Origin of the sequence: Acinetobacter guillouiae CIP 63.46, from assembly GCF_000368145.1 — a bacterium.
In the GTDB taxonomy this organism is placed as follows: Bacteria; Pseudomonadota; Gammaproteobacteria; order Pseudomonadales; family Moraxellaceae; genus Acinetobacter; species Acinetobacter guillouiae.
In genome coordinates this window covers 282,816-302,724 of the sequence record NZ_KB849281.1, presented here as the reverse complement: position 1 = coordinate 302,724, position 19,909 = coordinate 282,816, and the positions used below count along the sequence as shown (strand labels likewise).

The following is a 19,909-nucleotide window of genomic DNA, read 5'->3' as shown; positions in this document are numbered from 1 at the left end:
ATGACAGAGATTTTAAAGAATACGGTACTACAGGTAAAAGACTTAACGGTGGCGTTGGTCAACACAGGCAATCATGTGGTTTCGAATATTTCTTTTCATTTAAACGAGGGCGAAGTCCTTGGATTGGTGGGAGAAAGTGGTTCAGGTAAAACCACATTGTCGAGTGCGTTATTGGGCTATGCACGACATGGTGCCAAAATTATTCAAGGCACAATTGCGCTGGATGGACAAGATATCCTCAGTCTTGACGACCACGCCTTGCGTCAAATTCGAGGTTATAAAATCAGTCACGTTGCCCAAGATCCGGGAACGGCACTAAATCCAGCATTAACAATTGGACAGCATCTACTTGAGTTATTAGAAGTCCATCAATCACGCTTATCCAGTAGTGAAAGAAATCATAGAGTTGCTAAAATTTTAGATGAAGTGGGATTGCCTCAGGATGATGTGTTTTTAAAACGCTATCCTCATCAGCTTTCCGGCGGGCAACAACAACGGATTTTATTAGCATTGGCATTTTTGTTACAGCCTCGCTTAATTGTCTTGGATGAACCGACAACAGCATTGGATGTTACAACCCAAACTTTAGTGCTAAATATTATTCGTAAATTATGTCGCGAATATAATGTTGCAGCAATTTATGTATCACATGATTTGACTGTGGTGAAAGATATTGCAGATCGCGTAATCGTCCTGTATTCAGGCCAGATTGCAGAAGATGCTGCATTAAGCCAGTTATTTGAAACGCCAAAACATCCTTATACTCAAGGTTTACTCAATGCCATTCCCGATGTGTCGATTCGTAAATATTTATCCCCCATCGAAGGACATGCACCCTCACCGAATGACCGTCCAACAGGATGTGCCTTTGCCGCCAGATGTACTTTCGCTAGCGAATTATGTCATCAACAGCAACCGAAATTAACCCTGTTATCTCAAGGAGTTGATCCACATTTTGTTGCTTGTCATCATTGGGATGAAGTGGGTGTGATCAATTTTCAAGAGCTTGATCCGCATCTGATTGAATTAAAAACAGATCAACAGGCACTGCTTAAAGTAGAACATATCAATGCTTGGTATGGCCAGCAACAAGCACTTTTCGATGTTTCTTTTCAAATACAGCGTGGAGAATGTTTGGCCTTAGTCGGGGAGTCTGGTTCAGGTAAAACCACACTATCTAGAGTGATTGCAGGACTGAATGAAAATGCAGAAGGTCAGGTGATTTTAGCAGATGAAGTATTGTCCTTGCAGGGACAAAAACGTCAGTTAACACAACGACATAAACTGCAGTATATCTTTCAAAATCCATATAAAGCCTTGAATCCAGCACATACCATAGGACAGACACTTACTAAAGTGGTTCAGCACTTTTTTGCTACATCTCAGCAAGAAACTCAACAAAAGGTCGTTCAGGTACTTCAACAAGTATCGCTTCCTCCACAGGTTCAAGAACTCTACCCAAGAGATTTATCTGGCGGAGAACGGCAACGTGTAGCGATTGCACGAGCGCTGTTATGTCAGCCTGATGTTTTGATTTGCGACGAAATTACTTCTGCTTTAGATGTGTCAGTACAAGCATCTATTTTAAAACTGTTGCAACAACTGCAAAAGCAAGGCGTAACTTTACTTTTTGTGACCCATAACCTTGGGGTAGTTCGAGCAATTGCTGATCGAGTTGCCGTTTTAAAAAATGGCCATCTGGTGGAATACGGTGAAACCGATCAAGTACTGAGTCATCCGCAACATGCGTATACCAAAACTTTGCTCACACATGCACCCAGCTTATTTAAGACTACAGCACAGCGTATCTGTGCATAAAAAACAAGAGATTTTCCGGAGTTAAAATGAACGATATTCAGCAACACAATTTTTTAGAATTGGGCAGTATAAGACATATTCAAAGTGAACAAGAAGCATTGGATATTGCCGAGGCAGTAGCAAAACAACTGACTGAATTTGCTCAAGATCCTCAATATAACAAAAGTGTTCCTTATGAACAGGCCCGCTTAATTTCAGAAGCAGGTCTGACAGCGATTATTGTTCCTCAACAATTTGGTGGTTTAGGTGCGAGTATTACCACATTGGTCAATGTGGTAAAGATCATTTCATCTGCAGATGGTGGTGTGGGGCAACTTCTACAAATTCATTTCACCATGTTTCGAGGAATTTTAACGGGTTATGAGGATGATATTCGCGATCAATTATTGCGTGATGTATTGAGTGGTAAACGTTTAGGCAATGCACTCGCAGAAGTGGGCGGAAAAGATAAATTTCAGCATAAGACTCGTGTAGAAAGAAATTCACAAGGGCAGTTAATCTTAAATGGCAGTAAATTTTATTCCACAGGCTCTTTATTGGCCGAGTGGATCTCTTTATTTGCAGGCAGTGATGATGGACCTGTTTCGATCTTGATTCATCGTGATACGCATGGGGTAGAACTGCTCGATGATTGGGATGCAATGGGGCAAAACAATAGTGTCAGTGGCACAGTCAATTTTAAAGATGTTGTTGTCGATGAACGCTATGTTGCCAAGCGCAATACTGGTGGTTTAGGGACAGTGCTACGCACAGGTTTAACTTGGCCTCAGATTTTGCATGCAGCTATGGATACAGGTATTGCCAAAGGTGCACTTGAAGGGGGAATTGATTATTTGCAACAGAATGCTCGTCCTTGGGTGGAAAGTGGCGTCGACTCCCCGACACAGGAACCGCATATCATTAAGCAAATTGGTGAGTTTGCAGTTTTGGTCCGTTCAGCAGAAGCACTTTTAGATCGCTCAGCAGCGATTTTTGAGCAACATTTAACCAATCTGGAAGATGAAGCCTTACAAACTGAATTGATTTTATCTGTGGCTGCCACACGGAGTCAGTCAGACCATGCATCTTTGAAAATTTCCAGTGAAATTTTTGGCTTACTTGGAGCAAGCTCTACTTTGTCAAAATGGAATTTAGATCGTTTCTGGCGTAATGCTCGTACACATACCACACATGATCCGATTCGTTGGCGTTTATATCATGTTGGAAATTATTATTTAAATAATATTCCACCTGGTGAATATAACTCTGTGCTTTTAAAGAAACAGGCTGAAAATGTGACCAAATTTAAGTCATAATTTGAGTTCGACAAAAATATGCTATTCGGAAACCTCATCCACAACTGTTTGAGGCAGTACTTAATCGCATATTTTTTTCGGTGAGAAGCAGCGTTTTGTGCGTTGAGAATAGTCAGAAGCTTTTGTATAGGCGATGCCTTAAATTTGGAAGCTGAAAAATAAAAGGTTGTCATCACGACAACCTTTTATTTTTTCGTATTGTTAAGCCACTTGTGCATGAATAGCAATGTCTTGTGCTAGCCATTCACGAACATTGATTTGAGCTGGAATAAACTTCCAGCGATAGAGAAAGTCACTAAGGTCTTGTAAGGCAATAATCGATGTTTCATCAAAATTGGTATTCAGCTTGAGATGTGCATCTGCGCCATAAGCTGCATGGACCCATTGTTCACTGCTATTACATTCTTTAGCCAGATAGCGGTGAGTTTCATCTGCATGCACATGCGCCCATTGTTCAGCTTGTAAAACCGCATCGACGATGGATTGAGCTTGTTGTGGATATTGCGATAGAAAATCTTCATCCACAGTTAGTGTTCGAGGGGTACCATTATTTGAACGTAGGATAGGGTCGGGATGTGAACCAATATCAATAATGGTATGCAGGGCAAAATCATGGGCAATTTGTGCTGCATGTGCGCCTTTTAAAAAGATGGCATCGACATCCCCTTTGATTAAAGCCACAATCTCTGCACTTGCGCTCAGTTTATTACGATTGCTAAAGAAACTCGCATCATTTTCTTCGGTATGATTTTGCTGTTGCGCCACTAATATATCAGCACGCAGACAATCCACCAGTTCCAGATCACTGACCTTAAGATTTACTGTTTTTAATGCATTTTCTAAACCGCGAATGGCTTGAGCACGAGAGAAATCGATGATGGCATCTTGATTCAGTGGGAGTCCAAAGCGTTTACCTTTTAGATCCTCAACCGTCTTAATTTGGGAATCATATCGAGTCAGCAGTAATTGAACTTCATCTGCCCAAGATAAACCGATGACTTTAGTTTTTTGTCCAGAAGCATATGCCCAAATTGCAGGAATACTGCCACCATGCCGAACTGAATTGGCAAGGGTATGGTTAAAATGTGAGTTACGAACCTCTTTTGAGTTCGATTCACGAATTGATTTAATTTCAATTTGTTGCTCAATAAATTTTTCTTTTAGCCAGCCTTTTTGAATCGAGATTCCAAGCCCTGTAGGAACTGGACAGCGTGTATACCAAAGTGTATTCAATGGTTGCGTTTGAAGTGTTGTCATTGTGACATCCTGTTGTGATTTGAATGCTTTAAAGCAATATTGATGCCATTGTTTAACTTGTTGATATTTAAAATATATTTTTAATATCTATTTTTATGATGTTGATATATCAAATATTGTTGCAATAACAACAGATAACAAGTGCGGATGTTTTAAATCAAACATCTCATCAAACATGTTTTTTAAAAAAATAATATAAAACAGTGGATTAAAATATTTATGCCTTTGAAAAATTTGGCATAGATCTCGCAGTGAGCTATAGATCTTTAGTTGTTGTTTTATTTTTATGTTTAAAAATTATCCACTGTTGCGAAGTTTGGCCTTATATCGTTTTATGCCATTTCGCTTTGTATTGACGGCAACATTATTTGTCCTTGCCAATTTTGGCTTAGCACTACAGCAATATTCAATCGGACATGCGATTGATACGCTAAAACACAGCCAAACTGAAAGTTTATTTCAGCATGCTTTTACAGATCCGTTAAATCCGTGGTTTTGGTTTATTCTACTGACGAGTATCGCTTTACTTCGTGCCATTATTCAATATTTAGCGGGTTTAAGTGCCTTGACGATTGGACAGCAATTGTTAAGTATTTTAAGAGAAAGAATCTTTAGTCAGGTCCAGCATTTAGATGTTTCATGGCACTGGAAACACGGATTAGGTGAAGTTTTATCAAGAACCACCCGAGATTCAGATAAATTAAAAGAAGCTTTAATTAATTTTTGGCGACAAGTGTTTGAATCCAGTCTAGTGGTCGCCGCAACAGTCGGATTGTTGTGTTGGTATCATCCTTGGTTGGGGATCGTCCCGCTTATTTTTATTTTTCTAGGCCTAGCAGTGCTGTTTAAACTGACCAATCAGTTGGTGGTGCTGGATCATCAAGTTGCCTATGCCTATGAAAAAGTCAGTGATACTTTGGCTGAAAGCGTCAATGGCATTCGAGTGGTCAAAGCCTTTCAACTTGAGGAAAAGCTCTTACAACGTTTTGATGCTGCAGTTGATAGCTTTATTCGTCATTCCATTCAAACCATTCGCACCAGTGCACAACGCTTACCGATTCCTCAAATGATTATTGCCTGTTCTTACTTATGGGTGATTGGGTTTGGTGGTTACTTAATTGGACAAAATCAATTACAGATTGGGCAATTTGTGGCTGCTGTACTTATGGCAAATTTATTGGTGTTTCGTATTGAAAGTATTGGACAGGTCTTACATATTTTTGCAGATGCACGTTCATCGGCAACTCGAATATGGCAAATGCTAGATGAGAAATCGGCAATTGTAGATGCTGCACATGCTTTGCCACTACAAGTGGATGCTGATGGGGATGAAGGTTTAAATATTCGACTGGAAAATGTCAGTTTTCAGGATCGAAACACAGAAAAGTATATTTTAAAACAGTGTAATGTTGAATTCCGAGCAGGTGAAATCGTCACCATTGTAGGGAAAACTGGAGCGGGTAAAACCACACTGATGAACTTGCTCAATCGTTTTATCGATCCAACCGCAGGGCAGGTCTGGATTGGTTCAGATCAACGCGGTTGGCTCAATCTTAAAGATCTTAGTTTGGTTAACTTACGTCATATGGTTCAGATTATTCCGCAAGATAATTTCTTTTTCTCAGGAACCTTGGCGGATAACTTAAAAATAGCCAAACAGGATGCGACTGAACAGGAGATGCGAGATGCGTTGCATTTGGCTTCAGCATCTGAACTATTACAGCGACTCGATGCTGGTCTGGAGACACGAATAGGGGACAAGGGAGTCACCTTATCTGGAGGGCAAAAACAACGGATTGCACTGGCACGGTCAATTTTAAAAAACTCGCCAATCTTGGCGCTTGATGATTCAACCAGTGCTTTAGATTCCACTACAGAAAAACAGGTGTTACAGCGTTTATCAGGCTTGGCTGACAATAAAAATCAGCTCAAAAGAACCATCCTGATCAATTCAAATAAACAGACCACGATTTCTTTATCAGATCGCATTATCGTATTAGATCAGGGACAAATTCTTGCTCAAGGGAGCCACACAGAATTGCTCCAGCATTGCGGATTTTATCGGGAGTTGATGGGATTTCAGAAAGCGCAACAGGAGATTCAAGCATGAATACCACGGTTAAAAATTTCCGACCGCTGACGAAAATCTCTGATCTGCAGATCGAAGAAAACTTAGCAAAAACCGCGCTACATCGCGGAATGTTAAAAAAACTCATTCCTTTGCTTTATCCGATTCGTTATTTAATTCTAGCCATGATCTCAGTAGAGATCTTACAAGTGCTGAGCATCTTTGTACGTCCATGGGCAGTCAAGTACATTTTAGATTCTGGATTTCAGCAAGTGGCAGGGAAACTGGTGTTGTATCAGCCAGTACTTTTTATAGCAATTGCTATTCTGGCATTCAGCTGGGTGTGTCGTTTTGGATTAGCGGGTATATCAAAATACTTGTCTGGAAAAGCGGCTTTAAGCGTCATTAATGATCTAAGACGTTCATTATTTCAACATATTCAAGCTTTAAATATTGGTTATTTTGATCGAACTAAAGCCGGCCGAATTATTTCACGAGCGGATCGTGATGTCGATACTTTAGAACCAGTATTGATACAAGGACCACCTGAACTACTTTCTGCGATTTTACGTTGCGGATTAGCATCTTTGCTTTTGTGGCATATCTATCCCCCATTTTTCTGGTGTTCATTTGCAACTTTGCCGATTTTATTGACAATGACTGCAATATTTAAAAAGTCATCACAACGGCATTGGGGACGGGTTGCCGAAGAACGCAGTCGATTTACTGCACATTTGGTTGAAACGGTAAATGGCGCCAAAATTATTCAGCAATTGAATTATAGTGAAACCAATCAACAGCGCTATCAGCAGCTCTTAAAAGATTTTAATGATTCTATTATTTATGGAAGTAAGCGGACCAGCTGGTTTGCCCCATTTACTGGATTGCTTTCGACAGTGGCAACCGCGGTTTTTATTGTGATTGGAAGTTATGCTTATAGTGAAGGTGTCATCAGTATTGGACAGTTTGCCGAAAGTATTTTTTATGTGTTTTTATTCTTGGCACCTTTACAGGAATTGACCGACTTATTTGAGCGTTATGCCAATGGTGCAGCGTGTGCACAACGGATATTTCTACTTTTAGATACCCAATCTAGCATTCAAGATGCACCACATGCTTTGAAATTAGGGCAACTTAACGGGCATATTCGTTTTCAGTCTGTAGATTTTGCTTATACCACCAAAGCTGTTTTACAAAATTTTGATTTAGAGATCGACGCTGGAACGGTGGTTGCGATCGTAGGGCCTACAGGTCATGGTAAAAGTACGATCGTTCAGTTACTGACACGGTTTTATGAGCCTCAGCAGGGGGGGATTTTCTTAGACCGTTATCCGATACAGGATATCCATCTGGACAGTTTAAGACAAAATGTCAGTATTGTTTTACAGGACAATGTCTTGTTTAGCGGCACAATTTTAGACAATTTACGTTTAATTCAACCCGAAGCTACAGATCAACAACTGATTCAGGCGATTGAAGAACTTGGTGCAGATGATATTCTAGGACAGCTTCCTCATGGTTATTTTACTGAAGTTGGAACACTCGGAAAAAATTTAAGTCATGGGCAACGCCAACTTGTTTGTCTCGCACGTGCATATTTGGCTGATCCTAAAATTTTAATTTTAGATGAAGCGACCTCTGCGATTGATATTTATACGGAACAGAAAATCCAATATGCCCTTCGACGCTTATGTAAAAATAGAACCTGTATTGTGATCGCACATCGCTTAAGTACCATTCAAGAAGCAGACAAAATTGTGGTGATTGAGAATGGGGCTGTAGTGGAACAAGGTTCTCATGAACAACTGATTCAACAGCAACAATCTTACTATCAGTTGTATCAATCTTATTTACACAATCAACTTGTATAAGCTTATGCGCCATTAGAAAATCTGTGGTTTTATAAACATTTTTTCGAATCATTGTTTAAATATAAACAATGATTTTTTTATTTTTAATGACAAGTTTTTGATATTCAATAATAAAAATTTTGGCATTGGCTTTGCTATATCGGTGCAGATCGTTAAGGAAGCTTATATGCGTACATATTTTTCTCAATTCATTCTTCATTCTTCTGTTTTTGCGTTCAGTACACTTACCGCCTCAATCACTTTGGCAAATGAACAAAGGCCTGTATCAGAAAAAGAGGATGTCGTGACATTGCAATCAGTTGTTGTAACGGGTTCTCGGCGAGCTATCAATAGTGCTTTAGAGGCTCCTGCTCCAGTAGACATTGTGACAGCCAAAGAACTACAAGAAACAGGGGCAGGTGATCTTGCAGCTGCATTAACACGCTTATCGCCGTCAGTGAGTTTACCAACATCACCTGCGGGTGGTTTCGGTGCATCGGTGCCGCCGAGTATTGCATTGCGAGGTTTATCTGCAGATCAAACCTTAATTTTGATCAATGGTAAACGTCGCCATACAGCGGCTTACTTCACTCGACAAGCGTATGCTGGGGGGAGAGGTGCTGCGGTAACAGATTTAAGCCTAATCCCGATTAGTGCCATTGAACGTATAGAGATTTTACGAGATGGTGCCGCAGCTCAATATGGTTCTGACGCGATCGCGGGCGTGGTTAACATTATATTGAAATCACGTGATCATGGTGGTGGCGTGAGTTATCAAACTGGAGGCTATACACAAGGGGATGGTGAACAGCATAAAATCAATCTTTGGAAAGGCTTTGAATTACCCAATGATGGTGCTTTAACTGTTGCCGTAGATTTAGGAAAGCGTGAAGCTGCAAGTAATACTGCACCAGATACGCGAACATTTTATGATGGTTCAACCCAAGCCCAATATACCGAGCAGAACACACCATTTAGAACTTGGAAATTTGGTTCTCCTGAACAAAAAGACCAAATCAATATCACTGCGAATTTAGATTTACCTTTAACTGATGAAATTGCCTTGTATGGTTTTAGTAGTTATGGGCATCGTAAGACCATCGGGGAAAATTTTTATGAACCTCCAACCACCAAAACAGTACTGAATCAATCCATTTATTTTAAGCAACGTTATCCTGATGGACGCTCACCTTTGAGTTTAGTCAGTGTGGATGATTTTGCGACCACGTTTGGGGTTAAACAAGGCAACCAGACTTCAGGAAAATATGACCTGTATGCCACTTATGGACAAAACAAAGTCAGCACTGAACAAGGCAATGGCATTAACCCAAGTTATGGTGCAGATTCACCCTCTCATTATGATTTAGGGGAAAACATTTTTGCCCAACTCAATACAGGACTGGACTATAGTCGTGATTTTGCAATTGATGGTTTAGCCAGTCCATTGACTGTTTCGACGGGAGCGCTATACCGTTGGGAACAATATAAACAAAATGCAGGCGACCCCATTGCTTATACCCGTGGACCCTATTTTAATCCAAGTACGGCTTTAGGTACGGGTATCCCAGGTATATACGCGGGTATTACAGATCAAGACCAACGCAAAATTAGTCGAGATGTGTACGGCATTTATTTGGATCTCGAAGCCGATATTGTAAAAGATTTAAATGTTGGTGCTGCTATTCGAACAGAAAAATATTCAGACTTTGGTTCGACAACCAACGGCAAACTCTTTGCCAAATATGATATCTCTCCGCAGTTGACTCTTCGTGGATCTGTCAATACAGGTTATCGCGCACCGTCATTAGCCCAGCAAGGATACTCCGCTTATAGTGTACAAACGGTGCAAACTCCGACAGGTTGGCAAGATGTACAGCAAAGGACTTTAGTTGCGGGAAGTGAAGCGGCTTTACTGATTGGTGGAACTTCACTTAAGCCTGAGAAATCGACCAATTATTCTTTAGGTTTGGTACTCAAACCATTTATCAATACCTCTGCAACTTTAGATCTTTATCAAATCGATATTCGAAATCGTATTTTACTTTCTGACAATATTACTGGCAGCGTGATCAATAATGCTTTTGCAAATACGCCGTATGCAAATATTGCCAATGTGGCGTTTTTTAATAATTTATTAGATACGCAAACACGTGGTTTGGAGTTCGCATTAAAACATGATCTTGATCTTGAACAATATGGCAAGTTAAAGCTGAATTTAGGTTTGGCTTATCATAAAAATAAAATCACTGACAGCCGAGACTCAATCACTGCAAAAGGTGAGCGAATTCCAGTCTCCAGTATTGCTGGTCGAAATACCCAAAGCCTAATTGAATCTACAGCGCCAAAAACCAAATTAGCATTGGGGGCACTTTGGTCAAATCAAGCGTGGAGTATCAATGCCGCAGTCCGTCGTTATGATAAATGGACTACTTTAAATAATACCAATACTTCATTGGATCAGACCTTTGATCCGCAATGGATTGCTGATTTGGACTTTGGCTACAAAGCAGATGCGTGGGTAAAAGGGCTAAAATTCAATCTGGGCGCAAATAATTTATTTAACAGTTACCCAGACAAAGCCAAAGACTCATCTGTAGGGAACATCGTCAAATACAGTTTTAATGCGCCAGAAGGTGCCTTTGGAACGTATTTATATGGCCGTGTAAGTTACGACTTTTAAATTAAAAAATAAATTTTTTAAAACAGTTTTTAAATAGGTTTCAAGGTCATGAAAATGCAAAATACTTTTATATCTAATGTGGTTAAATCCGTTTTTGTCGCAAGCATACTAACGTCTGCTGGAATGGCAAATGCCCAGCAAGCCCCTCAGCCTGAAGATCGTTATGGGGATGGACGTGTTTCAGCATTTTATACATGGAAAGCTGCGATTCCAGAACAAGCTGGAAAACTCTTAAAGACAGAGGACATCAGCAACCCTTATATCCGTTTGGACAATGATAGTACGGCTATTCGTATTTTATATAGTTCAACAAGTGGACGGGATAGTAAGACCCCCATTGTGGTTTCTGGGACAGTACATCTTCCTAAAGGTACGCCACCGAAAGAAGGTTGGCCTGTTGTGTTATGGGCACATGGTACGGTTGGTCTAGCAGATGCCTGCGCACCTTCTTGGAATGGACGATCTTATCGAGATGTACAATATTTAAACCGATGGTTAAAAGAAGGATTCGCTGTAGTAGCAACTGACTATGAAGGACTTGGTGTGGCTGGCCCGCACTTGCTGATCAATAATCCAATGCTTGCTTATAGTATTTTAGACAGCGGTCGAGCTGCGCTTAAAACGAAATTACCTCTAGCAAATCGTTTTGTTATTGTGGGGCAATCTCAAGGTGGGGCGGGGGCTGTTTCAGCTTCAGCTTATTCAGCAACCTATGCACCAGAGTTAAATATTAAAGGATCTATTGGCACAGGAGTGATTTATCAGGACCCAGAGGCAACAGCTGAAAAGAATCAGTTAAAGTTAAATCCTTATGAAGTCAGTCCATCCTTAGCATATGGTATTTATAGTTTTTTAGTGACGCAAAGCTTATTTCCTGAAATCAAAACTGAAGATATTTTTACCGCTGAAGCAGTGCCTTTGGTGGAACAAGCAAGAAATGCCTGTTTGACCAGTTTTATGGGAGATATTCAAACAGCAGGACTTTCACCTGCGCAAGCCTATAAGGCGAATCCACCATCGATCTATAAAAAATTACAGGAAAAACAATCCAATGATTATGGCTATTACCCGACCTTAAAAATCAATCATCCATTATTTATTGGCACTGGGGCAAATGATCGTACACCAGATGCACGTAATCAAATGAAGTTGGTGGCGGATGCATGTAAGGCAGATACAGTCGTTGAAGGGCATTTGTATCATGGATTGGGACATAGTGAGACAGTGAATGCTTCCCTACAAGATTCTATTCCATTTGCCAAACAGGTGATTGCAGGGGAGAAGATTCAGTCCATTTGCAAACCAGATTTACAATAGAAAATCAGAAGAAAATAACCATCCCTCATAATGATGCTCATGGTTATGACAAGACCTTAAATTAGCAAGCAATAAAAACCGCTCATTCAATCCGATTAAATGAGCGGTTTTTATTTAGCTTGAGGACTTAGGCAATCTGTTTGTTTCGCTTGGCCGCCTCAGCTCGTACCGCAGGAATAATATAACGACCATAGTCCACAGTATCGTAAATTGGATCATAACCACGATTTAAAAAGGTGGTGACGCCCAGATCTACATAATCAAGTAATGCGGCAATAATCGTATCAGGCGTTCCGACAAGGGCGGTGGTATCACCATAGGCCCCAACTGCGCTTGCAGTTGGCATCCATAAGGCTCGGTCATGGCGATCACCTTGTTGTGCTGCTGCCAGTAACCGTTGTGAACCTACGCCTTTAATTTTATGTCCCGAAAGTGAGCCATTATTTTGGAACGTTGGATTTTGCTGAATATCAGCTAAAATTTGTTGTGCTCGTTGCCATGCGAGTTGTTCTGTTGGCCCAATAATAAGACGTACTGATAAACTGACCTGCGGCTGGGGTTTATTGGCTGCTTCTGCTGCCTTTTTAAGTTTATTTATCTGCTCTTTCACGCCCGCTAAGGGCTCACCCCAAAGCGAATAAAGATCTGCATGACGCACTGCGATATCGTAGGCAATATCCGAAGAACCACCGAATGAAATCGGAATAGAAGTTCCATTGACCGGTTTTAAAGGGCAGAAAGCATTTTCCAGTTTAAAGTATTTGCCTTCATAGTGAATCGGTTGCTCACTTTTCCAAAGCTTTTGGATGATATCTAGATATTCACCCGTGCGTTCATAACGTTGAATTTTATCAACAATATAATCACCTTCTTGCGGTTCAGCGGTAATTCCCGTAATGGCATGTAAACGAATGCGTCCTCCGCCAGTGGTATGGTCCAGTGTGGCAAAGGAACGTGCAGCCAGATTAGGCGTCATCAGCGCAGGGCGATGTGCAATCATAAATCCAAGTCGTTCAGTCTGTTGTGCCAGATAAGCTGCGATTTGGGTACTATCAGGGCTACTTGGTCCATTGGCGATTAAAACTTTATCAAAACCTGCATATTCATGTGCACGAGCATGATAACGTAAATATTCGAGATCAATTTTATGACCAATTCGGGTTCCTTTGGTTTCAGACCATTGATTTGGAAAAACCATACCCACAAACTCTATGCTCATCATTTAACCTATGCTGTAAATTTTAAATAAAAGAGCAAAATAGGTGCCAAATAGTGAGGGGAGATAAAATATATAATTTTTTCAAAAATATTATTGTAAGCTGTTTATATATGATCAATTGACAGACATATTGTTTAAAAAGCAACATTGCATAAAAATAGAAATACATTGATTATAAATGCATAAGCAAAAACGCCTATTAAATCATTCAATATATAAATTTAGGATTAAATATCTGTAATTATTATTTATCAGCTTTGTAATAGAATTGTACTATTCTATTTTAATATCCTCCTCAGCTATTTAAAGGGTTAATTATGAAATCCTATTTGGATAATGATTATAAAGTAATTACCTTGCCTGATAATGGTGTGCCAATTAAGCCAATAAGAGCAAAAGCGATTATATTTTCTGATCAAAACTCTCGTAAGCTATTAAGCCAAGTTGAAACCATTGCACCAAGTTCTGCCAGTGTGATCATCCAAGGTGAATCAGGTACAGGTAAAGAATTAATCGCACGTGAAATTCATTTGAAAAGTGATCGCCAAAATAAGCCGTTTCTTGCTGTCAATTGTGGTGCTTTAGTTGAAACACTTGCAGAATCTGAATTGTTTGGTTATGAAGCAGGCGCATTTACGGGTGCGCATAAGACACGCCCAGGTATTTTTGAAACAGCCGACGGCGGAACTTTGTTCTTGGATGAAGTGGGTGAGTTGCCGTTGTCTTTGCAAGTAAAACTGTTACGTGTATTGCAAGAAAAGGAAGTTGTTCGGGTCGGTGGACGTAAACCGATCCCGATTAATGTACGCATCTTGTCTGGTACACATGTTGATTTGCGTAAAGCTGTCGCGGAAAATAAATTCCGTTTAGATTTATACTATCGCCTAAATGTGGTTGTGCTAAATATTTTACCATTGCGAGAGCGTAAGGGTGACATTTTGCCTTTGGTGGATTTTTTCTTAAACTCCTATTCGCAAAAGATGATTACGCCGAAACCCAACATCAGTGATCGCGCCAGAAATGCACTACTCAACTATAGTTGGCCGGGAAATATCCGTGAGCTTGAAAATAATATCCATTATGCACTGCTCATCAGTGGTGGCAAAACCATTGATATTGAACATTTAAGGTTTTCAGAGGAGGGTGGTTCAAGCGTTTTACCAGATAATGATTTGATTCAAGAGTTTGAGGATGTACTCAAGCGTTTATTTCAAGAATATGATGGTGAAGCATGGCACATCATTGAAGATAAAATCGTCAATACCGCTTTTTCAAGTTGCTGGAATAATCAGGTTAAGACTGCAAAAATGTTAGGACTGTCGCGCAATGTTTTACGTAATTTGTTATCAAGATATAATTTATTACCAAATAAAAATGAAATTGTTTAATTGGGCTGTGCAATAGAAACATCCATTTTACCCATGGATGTTTTATTTTGGGCTGGTCATTTTTGTGATCCATAAACCAAGTTCAAACAAAAGCCACATTGGTACTGCTAGTGCAAGCATGCTAAAAATATCAGGGGGTGTAATAAACATTGCGATAAAGAAAAACAAAACAATGATGTGTTTACGGTAATGTTCCAATTGTTGAATAGAAAGAATACCAATAAAAATAAGAATATAGGTGAGTACAGGGATTTGAAAGGCGATACCAAAAGCCAGAAAAAGCTTGAGACAGAAATCAAGATAACTGTTGATATCAGTCATCGGTAAAACATTATCTGGTGAAGCTAAGACAAAGAAGTTTAACGCCAAAGGCAGAATCAAATAATAGGCAAATAATAGGCCAAGATAAAATAAACCGATGCTGGAGAGTACAAGCGCCACGCCAAATTTTCTTTCACTTTGATATAGAGCAGGTGCAATAAAGCGCCAGAATTGATAAAGAATAAAGGGAATCGCCAATAAAATTGCAAAATAAATATTGAGTTTAAAGGGCGCTAAAAATGTACTCATCACATCTGTAGCTATCATGGTTGAATTTTTAGGCAATCGGGATATTAAGGGTTGAGCCAAAAAATGATAATTGTGTTGTGCAAGGGGCAATAATAGTAAAAAAATAGTTAAGACTGTAGCAATGCTATAGATCAAACGCTTTCTAAGCTCTTTTAAATGTTCGCTATATTTCATTTCAGTGAGTGTTTCACTGAGTATTTGTTCGGTCATGCAGCTTGATCCTCACGCAAGATATTGGATGATGTTGTGTAAATTAAAAAGGGTACTTTTAATTCACGCGCAGAGATTTGATAAACATAATCATGTGTGGGATAAGGAGGCGCTTGATGTGCTATAGCAACAGCACTATGTACACTTTGGATTTCGTGTTGCATTTGTGCAAGCTGCTGTTTGAGCAGCTCTTCGTTTTGTTTTATTTTGAGCAGCTCTTCTTGCATGATCCTTTTTAGTTCAAGCAATTCCAGTTCATTTTCTAACTCTAGCTGGATTTTGTTAAGATTATTTTTAAGGGCTCTATATTTAAGTAATCCCACCCTGAATGTTTGAGGAAGCTTTTCAGGTCCCAATATAATCAGTGCAATAACAGCAAAAGCCAAGAGTTCACCAAAACTGATATTGAACATAATGATTTAGTACTCACCCGTTAGTGTTTTTTTCTTTATTTAAATCGAGATGATGAATTTCTTTAGGCTGATTTGTTTCAGACAGTTTTTGATCATCAGAATGAACCGAGTCTTTAAAATCTTTAATTGCACCACCTAAATCCTTACCTAAGTTTTTAAGTTTTGATGTACCAAATAATAAAATAACGATCACGGCAAATAATAATATATGCCAAATTGATAAACCCATTTCATATTTCCTTAATAATTTAAAACTAGTTGGTATAAATATCATGCTTGAATATATTTTCTAAATAATATTTATATCGATGAATATTCGATTTCATTATGCGCTATGGTCCAGCATATTGAGTGCTTGATTACGATAGTTAAATAATAATTCGCTGTCTTTATGTCTTGGATGGGTCAAAGGAACTTGAATGATTTCTTTAATTTTTCCTGGTCGAGCAGACATTACGATCACGCGATCACCCAGATAAACCGCTTCTTCTATATCATGTGTAACTAGAATCATGGTGATCTTTTGATCTTGCCAAATACGTTGTAATTCAGTTTGCAGATGGCTACGTGTAATTGCATCTAAAGCACCAAAGGGTTCATCTAAAAGTAAAATATCAGGCTGATTAACCAAGCCTCGTGCAATCGCTACCCGCTGCGCCATACCACCCGATAGCTCATGTGGATAAGCATTTTCAAAACCTTTTAAACCCACCATTGTAAGATGTTCTGCCACACGGGCATTTTTTTCGGCACGGCTTAAGTCGGTTTCTTCGAGCGCTAAATGAATATTTTCGGAAACACTGAGCCAAGGCAATAGACGGTGCTCCTGAAAAATTAAACCTCGTTTTAAATCTGTCCCTTGTATTGGTGTTTGATTCAGTAAAATCTCACCTTGATAGTCTTTATCTAATCCTGCAATTAAGCGCAACAAGGTCGATTTACCACAGCCACTGCTTCCGACAATAGAAATAAATTCTCCTTGCTGAATATCGAGATGAATACCATCTAATACGGTGAAAGTTTGTTGATCTCGATAAAATGATTTATTGAGTTTTTTAATCGAGAGTAAGGAAAAGCTCATATCAATATCCTGATGAGATGGGTGATTCAGTTAAACACGCCATTGCAGTAGTCGTTTAGAAATCAAGTGAATGCAAAGCGTCATGCCAATACCGCTGAGGGTGACCGTAATTGCACACACCAACAAAATATCCATTTCGGCATTGATTTCAGCTTTCATCATTAAATTGCCTAAGCCTGCACCAGCATTGAATAACAGCTCACTGGCAGTTGTGGTAATCCATGTAAAAGGCACCGCTAAATTCAACCCCGTTAAAATATATGGGAGAGCTTGAGGGAAACGGATTTTTTTAAATTCCTGCCAAAAAGATAATTTGTAAATACGAGCGACTTCACTGTATTTCTGGTCATAATGACTTAGCCCTTGAAAGCTGTTAATCACCATCGGGAAAAAAGAAGCAAGCGCAATAATAAAGATTTTTGCCTGCTCACCATTGCCAAACCACAGTGCAATCAATGGGGTTAAACCAAGTAAGGGTACTTGGCGAATGCTATTAAATAATGGTGAAACCAAGGCATTTAAAATTTTTGAATAGGCAAGTAAGGCACCGAGTAGTAGCCCTGTTGTCGAGCCAAGTAAAAACCCCAGTCCAGCTTTTTTAAGACTTCCCCATGTGTTTAACCATAATTCACCTGTTTCAAGCAGCTGAATAAAAGCAAAATACACCTTCTGTAAAGGCACAAATGCATAGGCATGACTGGCGCCTAAACTTGAATTGTATTGCCATAAAGCCAGTAAAAGGAGCGGTAGCAGCAGACCTTTGATCAAGATCAGTGGTTGCGCAAAAGCACTTTTTAAGTTCAGTGGATGCTGTGACATTATTTCCCCCTTGAACTCAATGCAGGTGATACAAGATATTGTTCGAGCTGACGTAAAGTTTTATCTAAAGCAAAACCAATGATTCCTGTAATAAAAACTCCGACCATGACAACGTCTAAACGTAACATTTGTCGTCCGAGCTCCATCATTTGACCAATGCCAGTGCCTGCAGCAAGTAATTCAACGGCCACCAAAATCAACCAAGCACGACCTAGAGCAATCCGCAGTCCACCGATTAATGGTGGGAGGATGCAAGGGATGATGATGTATCTCAACCATGCTGGAGTTTTTAATTTGTAGATCTGGCCCAATTCAATATATTTTTTAGGAATATTTCTAACAGCATCAGCTGTTGTGAGTGCGATTGGAAAAAAACAGGCTTTAATAATCAGTAAAATTTTAAATAGTTCACCAATGCCAAAAACCAAAATAAAAATAGGAATAAGCACAAAGATTGGAATTTGATAAAGGATATTGAACAAAATATAGGTGTAATTTCGGAAAGAGGTGAGAGATGCATAGGCAATGCCAAACAAAATCGCACAGGTGGCCGCAATTGAAAAACCCATCAGCAGTCGAGAAAGGCTATCTTTTAAATGCAGTTGTAGTTCACCACTTTGCAACAAGGCAAGAAATGTCTGCCATACCGTTATAGGTGGTACTAAAATTTGGGTTGGAAAAATCTGTAAATAGCTAATCAATTGCCAAACCAGTAACGCCAAAATGGGTGAAAGGAATGAGAGCAAGCGATAGACCTGCTCAGAAGACAGTCGCCTCCATAATGGTGCTTTGATCGCCACGATTTTTTTTTCGATAAGCGGATTTACGAGGATTTTCATGACCTAGTTTCCTTGCTTATGTTGAATATCAAGTGGTTGTAAATTTTGAATGGCTTGACTGGTAAACTGAGCATTGAGCAACTCTTCAGCTTTGATTGGCGTTTGAATCAATTGGTTTTTTACAGCATGGTCGATGACTTTTGCATAATGCTGTTTAAGAAAATCCACTTGGTACTCAGGTGACCAATCTTGTTGCCAGTTACTGCTGGTATTTTGACTTTCGCGTTGAATCACACTTAGAGGCTGACCAAATTTGGTTTGACTTTGTTGGAATTCATCTTGATGCTGTGAAATCCACTGCATTGCCCGTACTGTCGCATCAGCAAGTAGTTGGGTTGTGTCTGGATGTTGATCCAGATAAGTCTTGCGTCCCCATAGTTCAGCACGCATTTTCCAGTCAGCGGGTAGACTTTGCGATGACCAAATAATTTTGCCAAGATGGCGATCTTGTAAAGTGAGCGCATCACTTAAGGTAAAAAATGCATCGACGCTTTTAGCGGATAAAGCAGCAGCTCCCGCCTGTGGATTGAGATTGATGATTTGAAAATCTTTAAGCTTTAAACCTTTGCTCTGTATCAATTGAGCAAAATTAATTTCCCAAGGACGACCACGATGTAAGGCAATCTTTTTACCTTTGAGGTCCTCAATGGTTTTGATGGGTGAATCCGCTGGAACCACCAAATAAACATTATTACCGACTCCGCCAGGGACGACAATTTGTGTTCTAACACCAGTGGCATTGAGTACTACAGCAGGAAGATTGCCATAAAAAGCAAAATCAATTTTATTGTTGATAAAGCTTTCATTGACTAAGGTGGCCACAGCCGCAGTGGTTACAGGTTCCCACTTTAATTCAATATTTTTCTGCTTTATTGCTTTTAGAAAAATGGGGTCCTGTGCGATAAGTTGTGGTACACCAATAAAGTCCAGACCGCCAGAAGTTCCATTGGCCACAACCGCAATACGAAGCTGTTGTTGACTGGTTTTACTTTGGTTTGGATCTTCGGTTTTTTGTACGCCACAAGCAACCAATCCTAAAAGACTAAAACTTAAAAAAAGACCAGAAAAAATACGCATATCATCAT

At 39.6% G+C, this 19,909-nt stretch carries 16 protein-coding genes; 7 read left to right on the top strand and 9 right to left on the bottom strand.

Annotation, left to right across the window (positions count from 1 at the left end; translation table 11 throughout):
* On the top strand, positions 1-1,818 hold the full coding sequence (locus tag F981_RS01390) for a dipeptide ABC transporter ATP-binding protein (protein ID WP_004717519.1): 1,818 nt from the start codon (positions 1-3) through the stop codon (positions 1,816-1,818).
* 26 nt (positions 1,819-1,844) lie between these two features.
* On the top strand, positions 1,845-3,113 hold the full coding sequence (locus tag F981_RS01385; RefSeq protein ID WP_004717516.1) for an acyl-CoA dehydrogenase family protein: 1,269 nt from the start codon (positions 1,845-1,847) through the stop codon (positions 3,111-3,113).
* A 201-nt stretch (positions 3,114-3,314) separates the two neighbouring features.
* Here F981_RS01385 and F981_RS01380 read toward each other — a convergent pair whose 3' ends face one another.
* Complete coding sequence (locus tag F981_RS01380; RefSeq protein WP_004717513.1) at positions 3,315-4,370, bottom strand: ABC transporter substrate-binding protein; 1,056 nt, start codon at positions 4,368-4,370, stop codon at positions 3,315-3,317.
* 286 nt (positions 4,371-4,656) lie between these two features.
* Here F981_RS01380 and F981_RS01375 point away from each other — a divergent pair, with 286 nt between their 5' ends.
* The 4 genes from F981_RS01375 to F981_RS01360 all read left to right on the top strand — a co-directional run bounded on the left by F981_RS01375 (position 4,657) and on the right by F981_RS01360 (position 12,285).
* Entirely contained in the window at positions 4,657-6,480 is a 1,824-nt protein-coding gene (locus F981_RS01375) for an ABC transporter ATP-binding protein (protein ID WP_004717512.1), read from the top strand.
* Positions 6,477-8,309, top strand: coding sequence for an ABC transporter ATP-binding protein (locus F981_RS01370; protein ID WP_004717509.1), 1,833 nt, complete (start codon positions 6,477-6,479; stop codon positions 8,307-8,309). Before F981_RS01375 ends, F981_RS01370 begins: the two co-directional genes overlap by 4 nt.
* 166 nt (positions 8,310-8,475) lie before the next feature.
* The gene (locus tag F981_RS01365; protein WP_004717507.1) at positions 8,476-10,968 is read left to right on the top strand and encodes a TonB-dependent receptor plug domain-containing protein; all 2,493 of its coding nucleotides are present in this window, start codon (positions 8,476-8,478) and stop codon (positions 10,966-10,968) included.
* Positions 10,969-11,022: 54 nt separating this feature from the next.
* A complete protein-coding gene (locus F981_RS01360) occupies positions 11,023-12,285 on the top strand; it encodes a lipase family protein (protein ID WP_035371999.1) in 1,263 nt (420 codons plus the stop codon).
* A 127-nt stretch (positions 12,286-12,412) separates the two neighbouring features.
* Here the strand turns inward: F981_RS01360 and F981_RS01355 are convergent, their stop codons facing one another.
* Complete coding sequence (locus F981_RS01355; protein ID WP_004717504.1) at positions 12,413-13,504, bottom strand: LLM class flavin-dependent oxidoreductase; 1,092 nt, start codon at positions 13,502-13,504, stop codon at positions 12,413-12,415.
* A gap of 317 nt (positions 13,505-13,821) precedes the next feature.
* Between F981_RS01355 and F981_RS01350 the strand changes: the two genes are divergently transcribed.
* On the top strand, positions 13,822-14,892 hold the full coding sequence (locus F981_RS01350) for a sigma-54 interaction domain-containing protein (RefSeq protein WP_004717502.1): 1,071 nt from the start codon (positions 13,822-13,824) through the stop codon (positions 14,890-14,892).
* A 42-nt stretch (positions 14,893-14,934) separates the two neighbouring features.
* On the opposite strand, the gene tatC is transcribed toward F981_RS01350, so the two are convergent.
* The 7 genes from tatC to F981_RS01315 all read right to left on the bottom strand — a co-directional run bounded on the left by tatC (position 14,935) and on the right by F981_RS01315 (position 19,901).
* Positions 14,935-15,672, bottom strand: a complete 738-nt coding sequence (tatC, locus tag F981_RS01345) for a twin-arginine translocase subunit TatC (protein ID WP_004717500.1) — start codon at positions 15,670-15,672, stop codon at positions 14,935-14,937.
* Entirely contained in the window at positions 15,669-16,085 is a 417-nt protein-coding gene (locus tag F981_RS01340; protein WP_004717498.1) for a twin-arginine translocase TatA/TatE family subunit, read from the bottom strand. The genes tatC and F981_RS01340 overlap by 4 nt, the downstream gene beginning before the upstream one ends.
* 13 nt (positions 16,086-16,098) lie before the next feature.
* Positions 16,099-16,314: a Sec-independent protein translocase subunit TatA gene (locus F981_RS01335; protein WP_004717495.1), complete on the bottom strand. Its 216-nt coding sequence runs from the start codon at positions 16,312-16,314 to the stop codon at positions 16,099-16,101.
* Positions 16,315-16,410: 96 nt separating this feature from the next.
* Positions 16,411-17,166, bottom strand: coding sequence for an ABC transporter ATP-binding protein (locus F981_RS01330; RefSeq protein WP_004717493.1), 756 nt, complete (start codon positions 17,164-17,166; stop codon positions 16,411-16,413).
* Between the two features lie 30 nt (positions 17,167-17,196).
* Complete coding sequence (locus F981_RS01325) at positions 17,197-17,985, bottom strand: ABC transporter permease (RefSeq protein WP_004717492.1); 789 nt, start codon at positions 17,983-17,985, stop codon at positions 17,197-17,199.
* Complete coding sequence (locus F981_RS01320) at positions 17,985-18,824, bottom strand: ABC transporter permease (protein WP_004717490.1); 840 nt, start codon at positions 18,822-18,824, stop codon at positions 17,985-17,987. Before F981_RS01320 ends, F981_RS01325 begins: the two co-directional genes overlap by 1 nt.
* A 3-nt stretch (positions 18,825-18,827) precedes the next feature.
* Entirely contained in the window at positions 18,828-19,901 is a 1,074-nt protein-coding gene (locus F981_RS01315; protein WP_004717489.1) for an ABC transporter substrate-binding protein, read from the bottom strand.
* Positions 19,902-19,909: the final 8 nt, after the last annotated feature.

Coding starts and splice junctions, on each gene's coding strand:
- F981_RS01390 (WP_004717519.1), top strand. CDS start 1: ATGACAGAGATTTTAAAGAATACGGTACTACAGGTAAAAGACTTAACG.
- F981_RS01385 (WP_004717516.1), top strand. CDS start 1,845: ATGAACGATATTCAGCAACACAATTTTTTAGAATTGGGCAGTATAAGA.
- F981_RS01380 (WP_004717513.1), bottom strand. CDS start 4,370: ATGACAACACTTCAAACGCAACCATTGAATACACTTTGGTATACACGC.
- F981_RS01375 (WP_004717512.1), top strand. CDS start 4,657: ATGTTTAAAAATTATCCACTGTTGCGAAGTTTGGCCTTATATCGTTTT.
- F981_RS01370 (WP_004717509.1), top strand. CDS start 6,477: ATGAATACCACGGTTAAAAATTTCCGACCGCTGACGAAAATCTCTGAT.
- F981_RS01365 (WP_004717507.1), top strand. CDS start 8,476: ATGCGTACATATTTTTCTCAATTCATTCTTCATTCTTCTGTTTTTGCG.
- F981_RS01360 (WP_035371999.1), top strand. CDS start 11,023: ATGCAAAATACTTTTATATCTAATGTGGTTAAATCCGTTTTTGTCGCA.
- F981_RS01355 (WP_004717504.1), bottom strand. CDS start 13,504: ATGAGCATAGAGTTTGTGGGTATGGTTTTTCCAAATCAATGGTCTGAA.
- F981_RS01350 (WP_004717502.1), top strand. CDS start 13,822: ATGAAATCCTATTTGGATAATGATTATAAAGTAATTACCTTGCCTGAT.
- tatC (WP_004717500.1), bottom strand. CDS start 15,672: ATGACCGAACAAATACTCAGTGAAACACTCACTGAAATGAAATATAGC.
- F981_RS01340 (WP_004717498.1), bottom strand. CDS start 16,085: ATGTTCAATATCAGTTTTGGTGAACTCTTGGCTTTTGCTGTTATTGCA.
- F981_RS01335 (WP_004717495.1), bottom strand. CDS start 16,314: ATGGGTTTATCAATTTGGCATATATTATTATTTGCCGTGATCGTTATT.
- F981_RS01330 (WP_004717493.1), bottom strand. CDS start 17,166: ATGAGCTTTTCCTTACTCTCGATTAAAAAACTCAATAAATCATTTTAT.
- F981_RS01325 (WP_004717492.1), bottom strand. CDS start 17,985: ATGTCACAGCATCCACTGAACTTAAAAAGTGCTTTTGCGCAACCACTG.
- F981_RS01320 (WP_004717490.1), bottom strand. CDS start 18,824: ATGAAAATCCTCGTAAATCCGCTTATCGAAAAAAAAATCGTGGCGATC.
- F981_RS01315 (WP_004717489.1), bottom strand. CDS start 19,901: ATGCGTATTTTTTCTGGTCTTTTTTTAAGTTTTAGTCTTTTAGGATTG.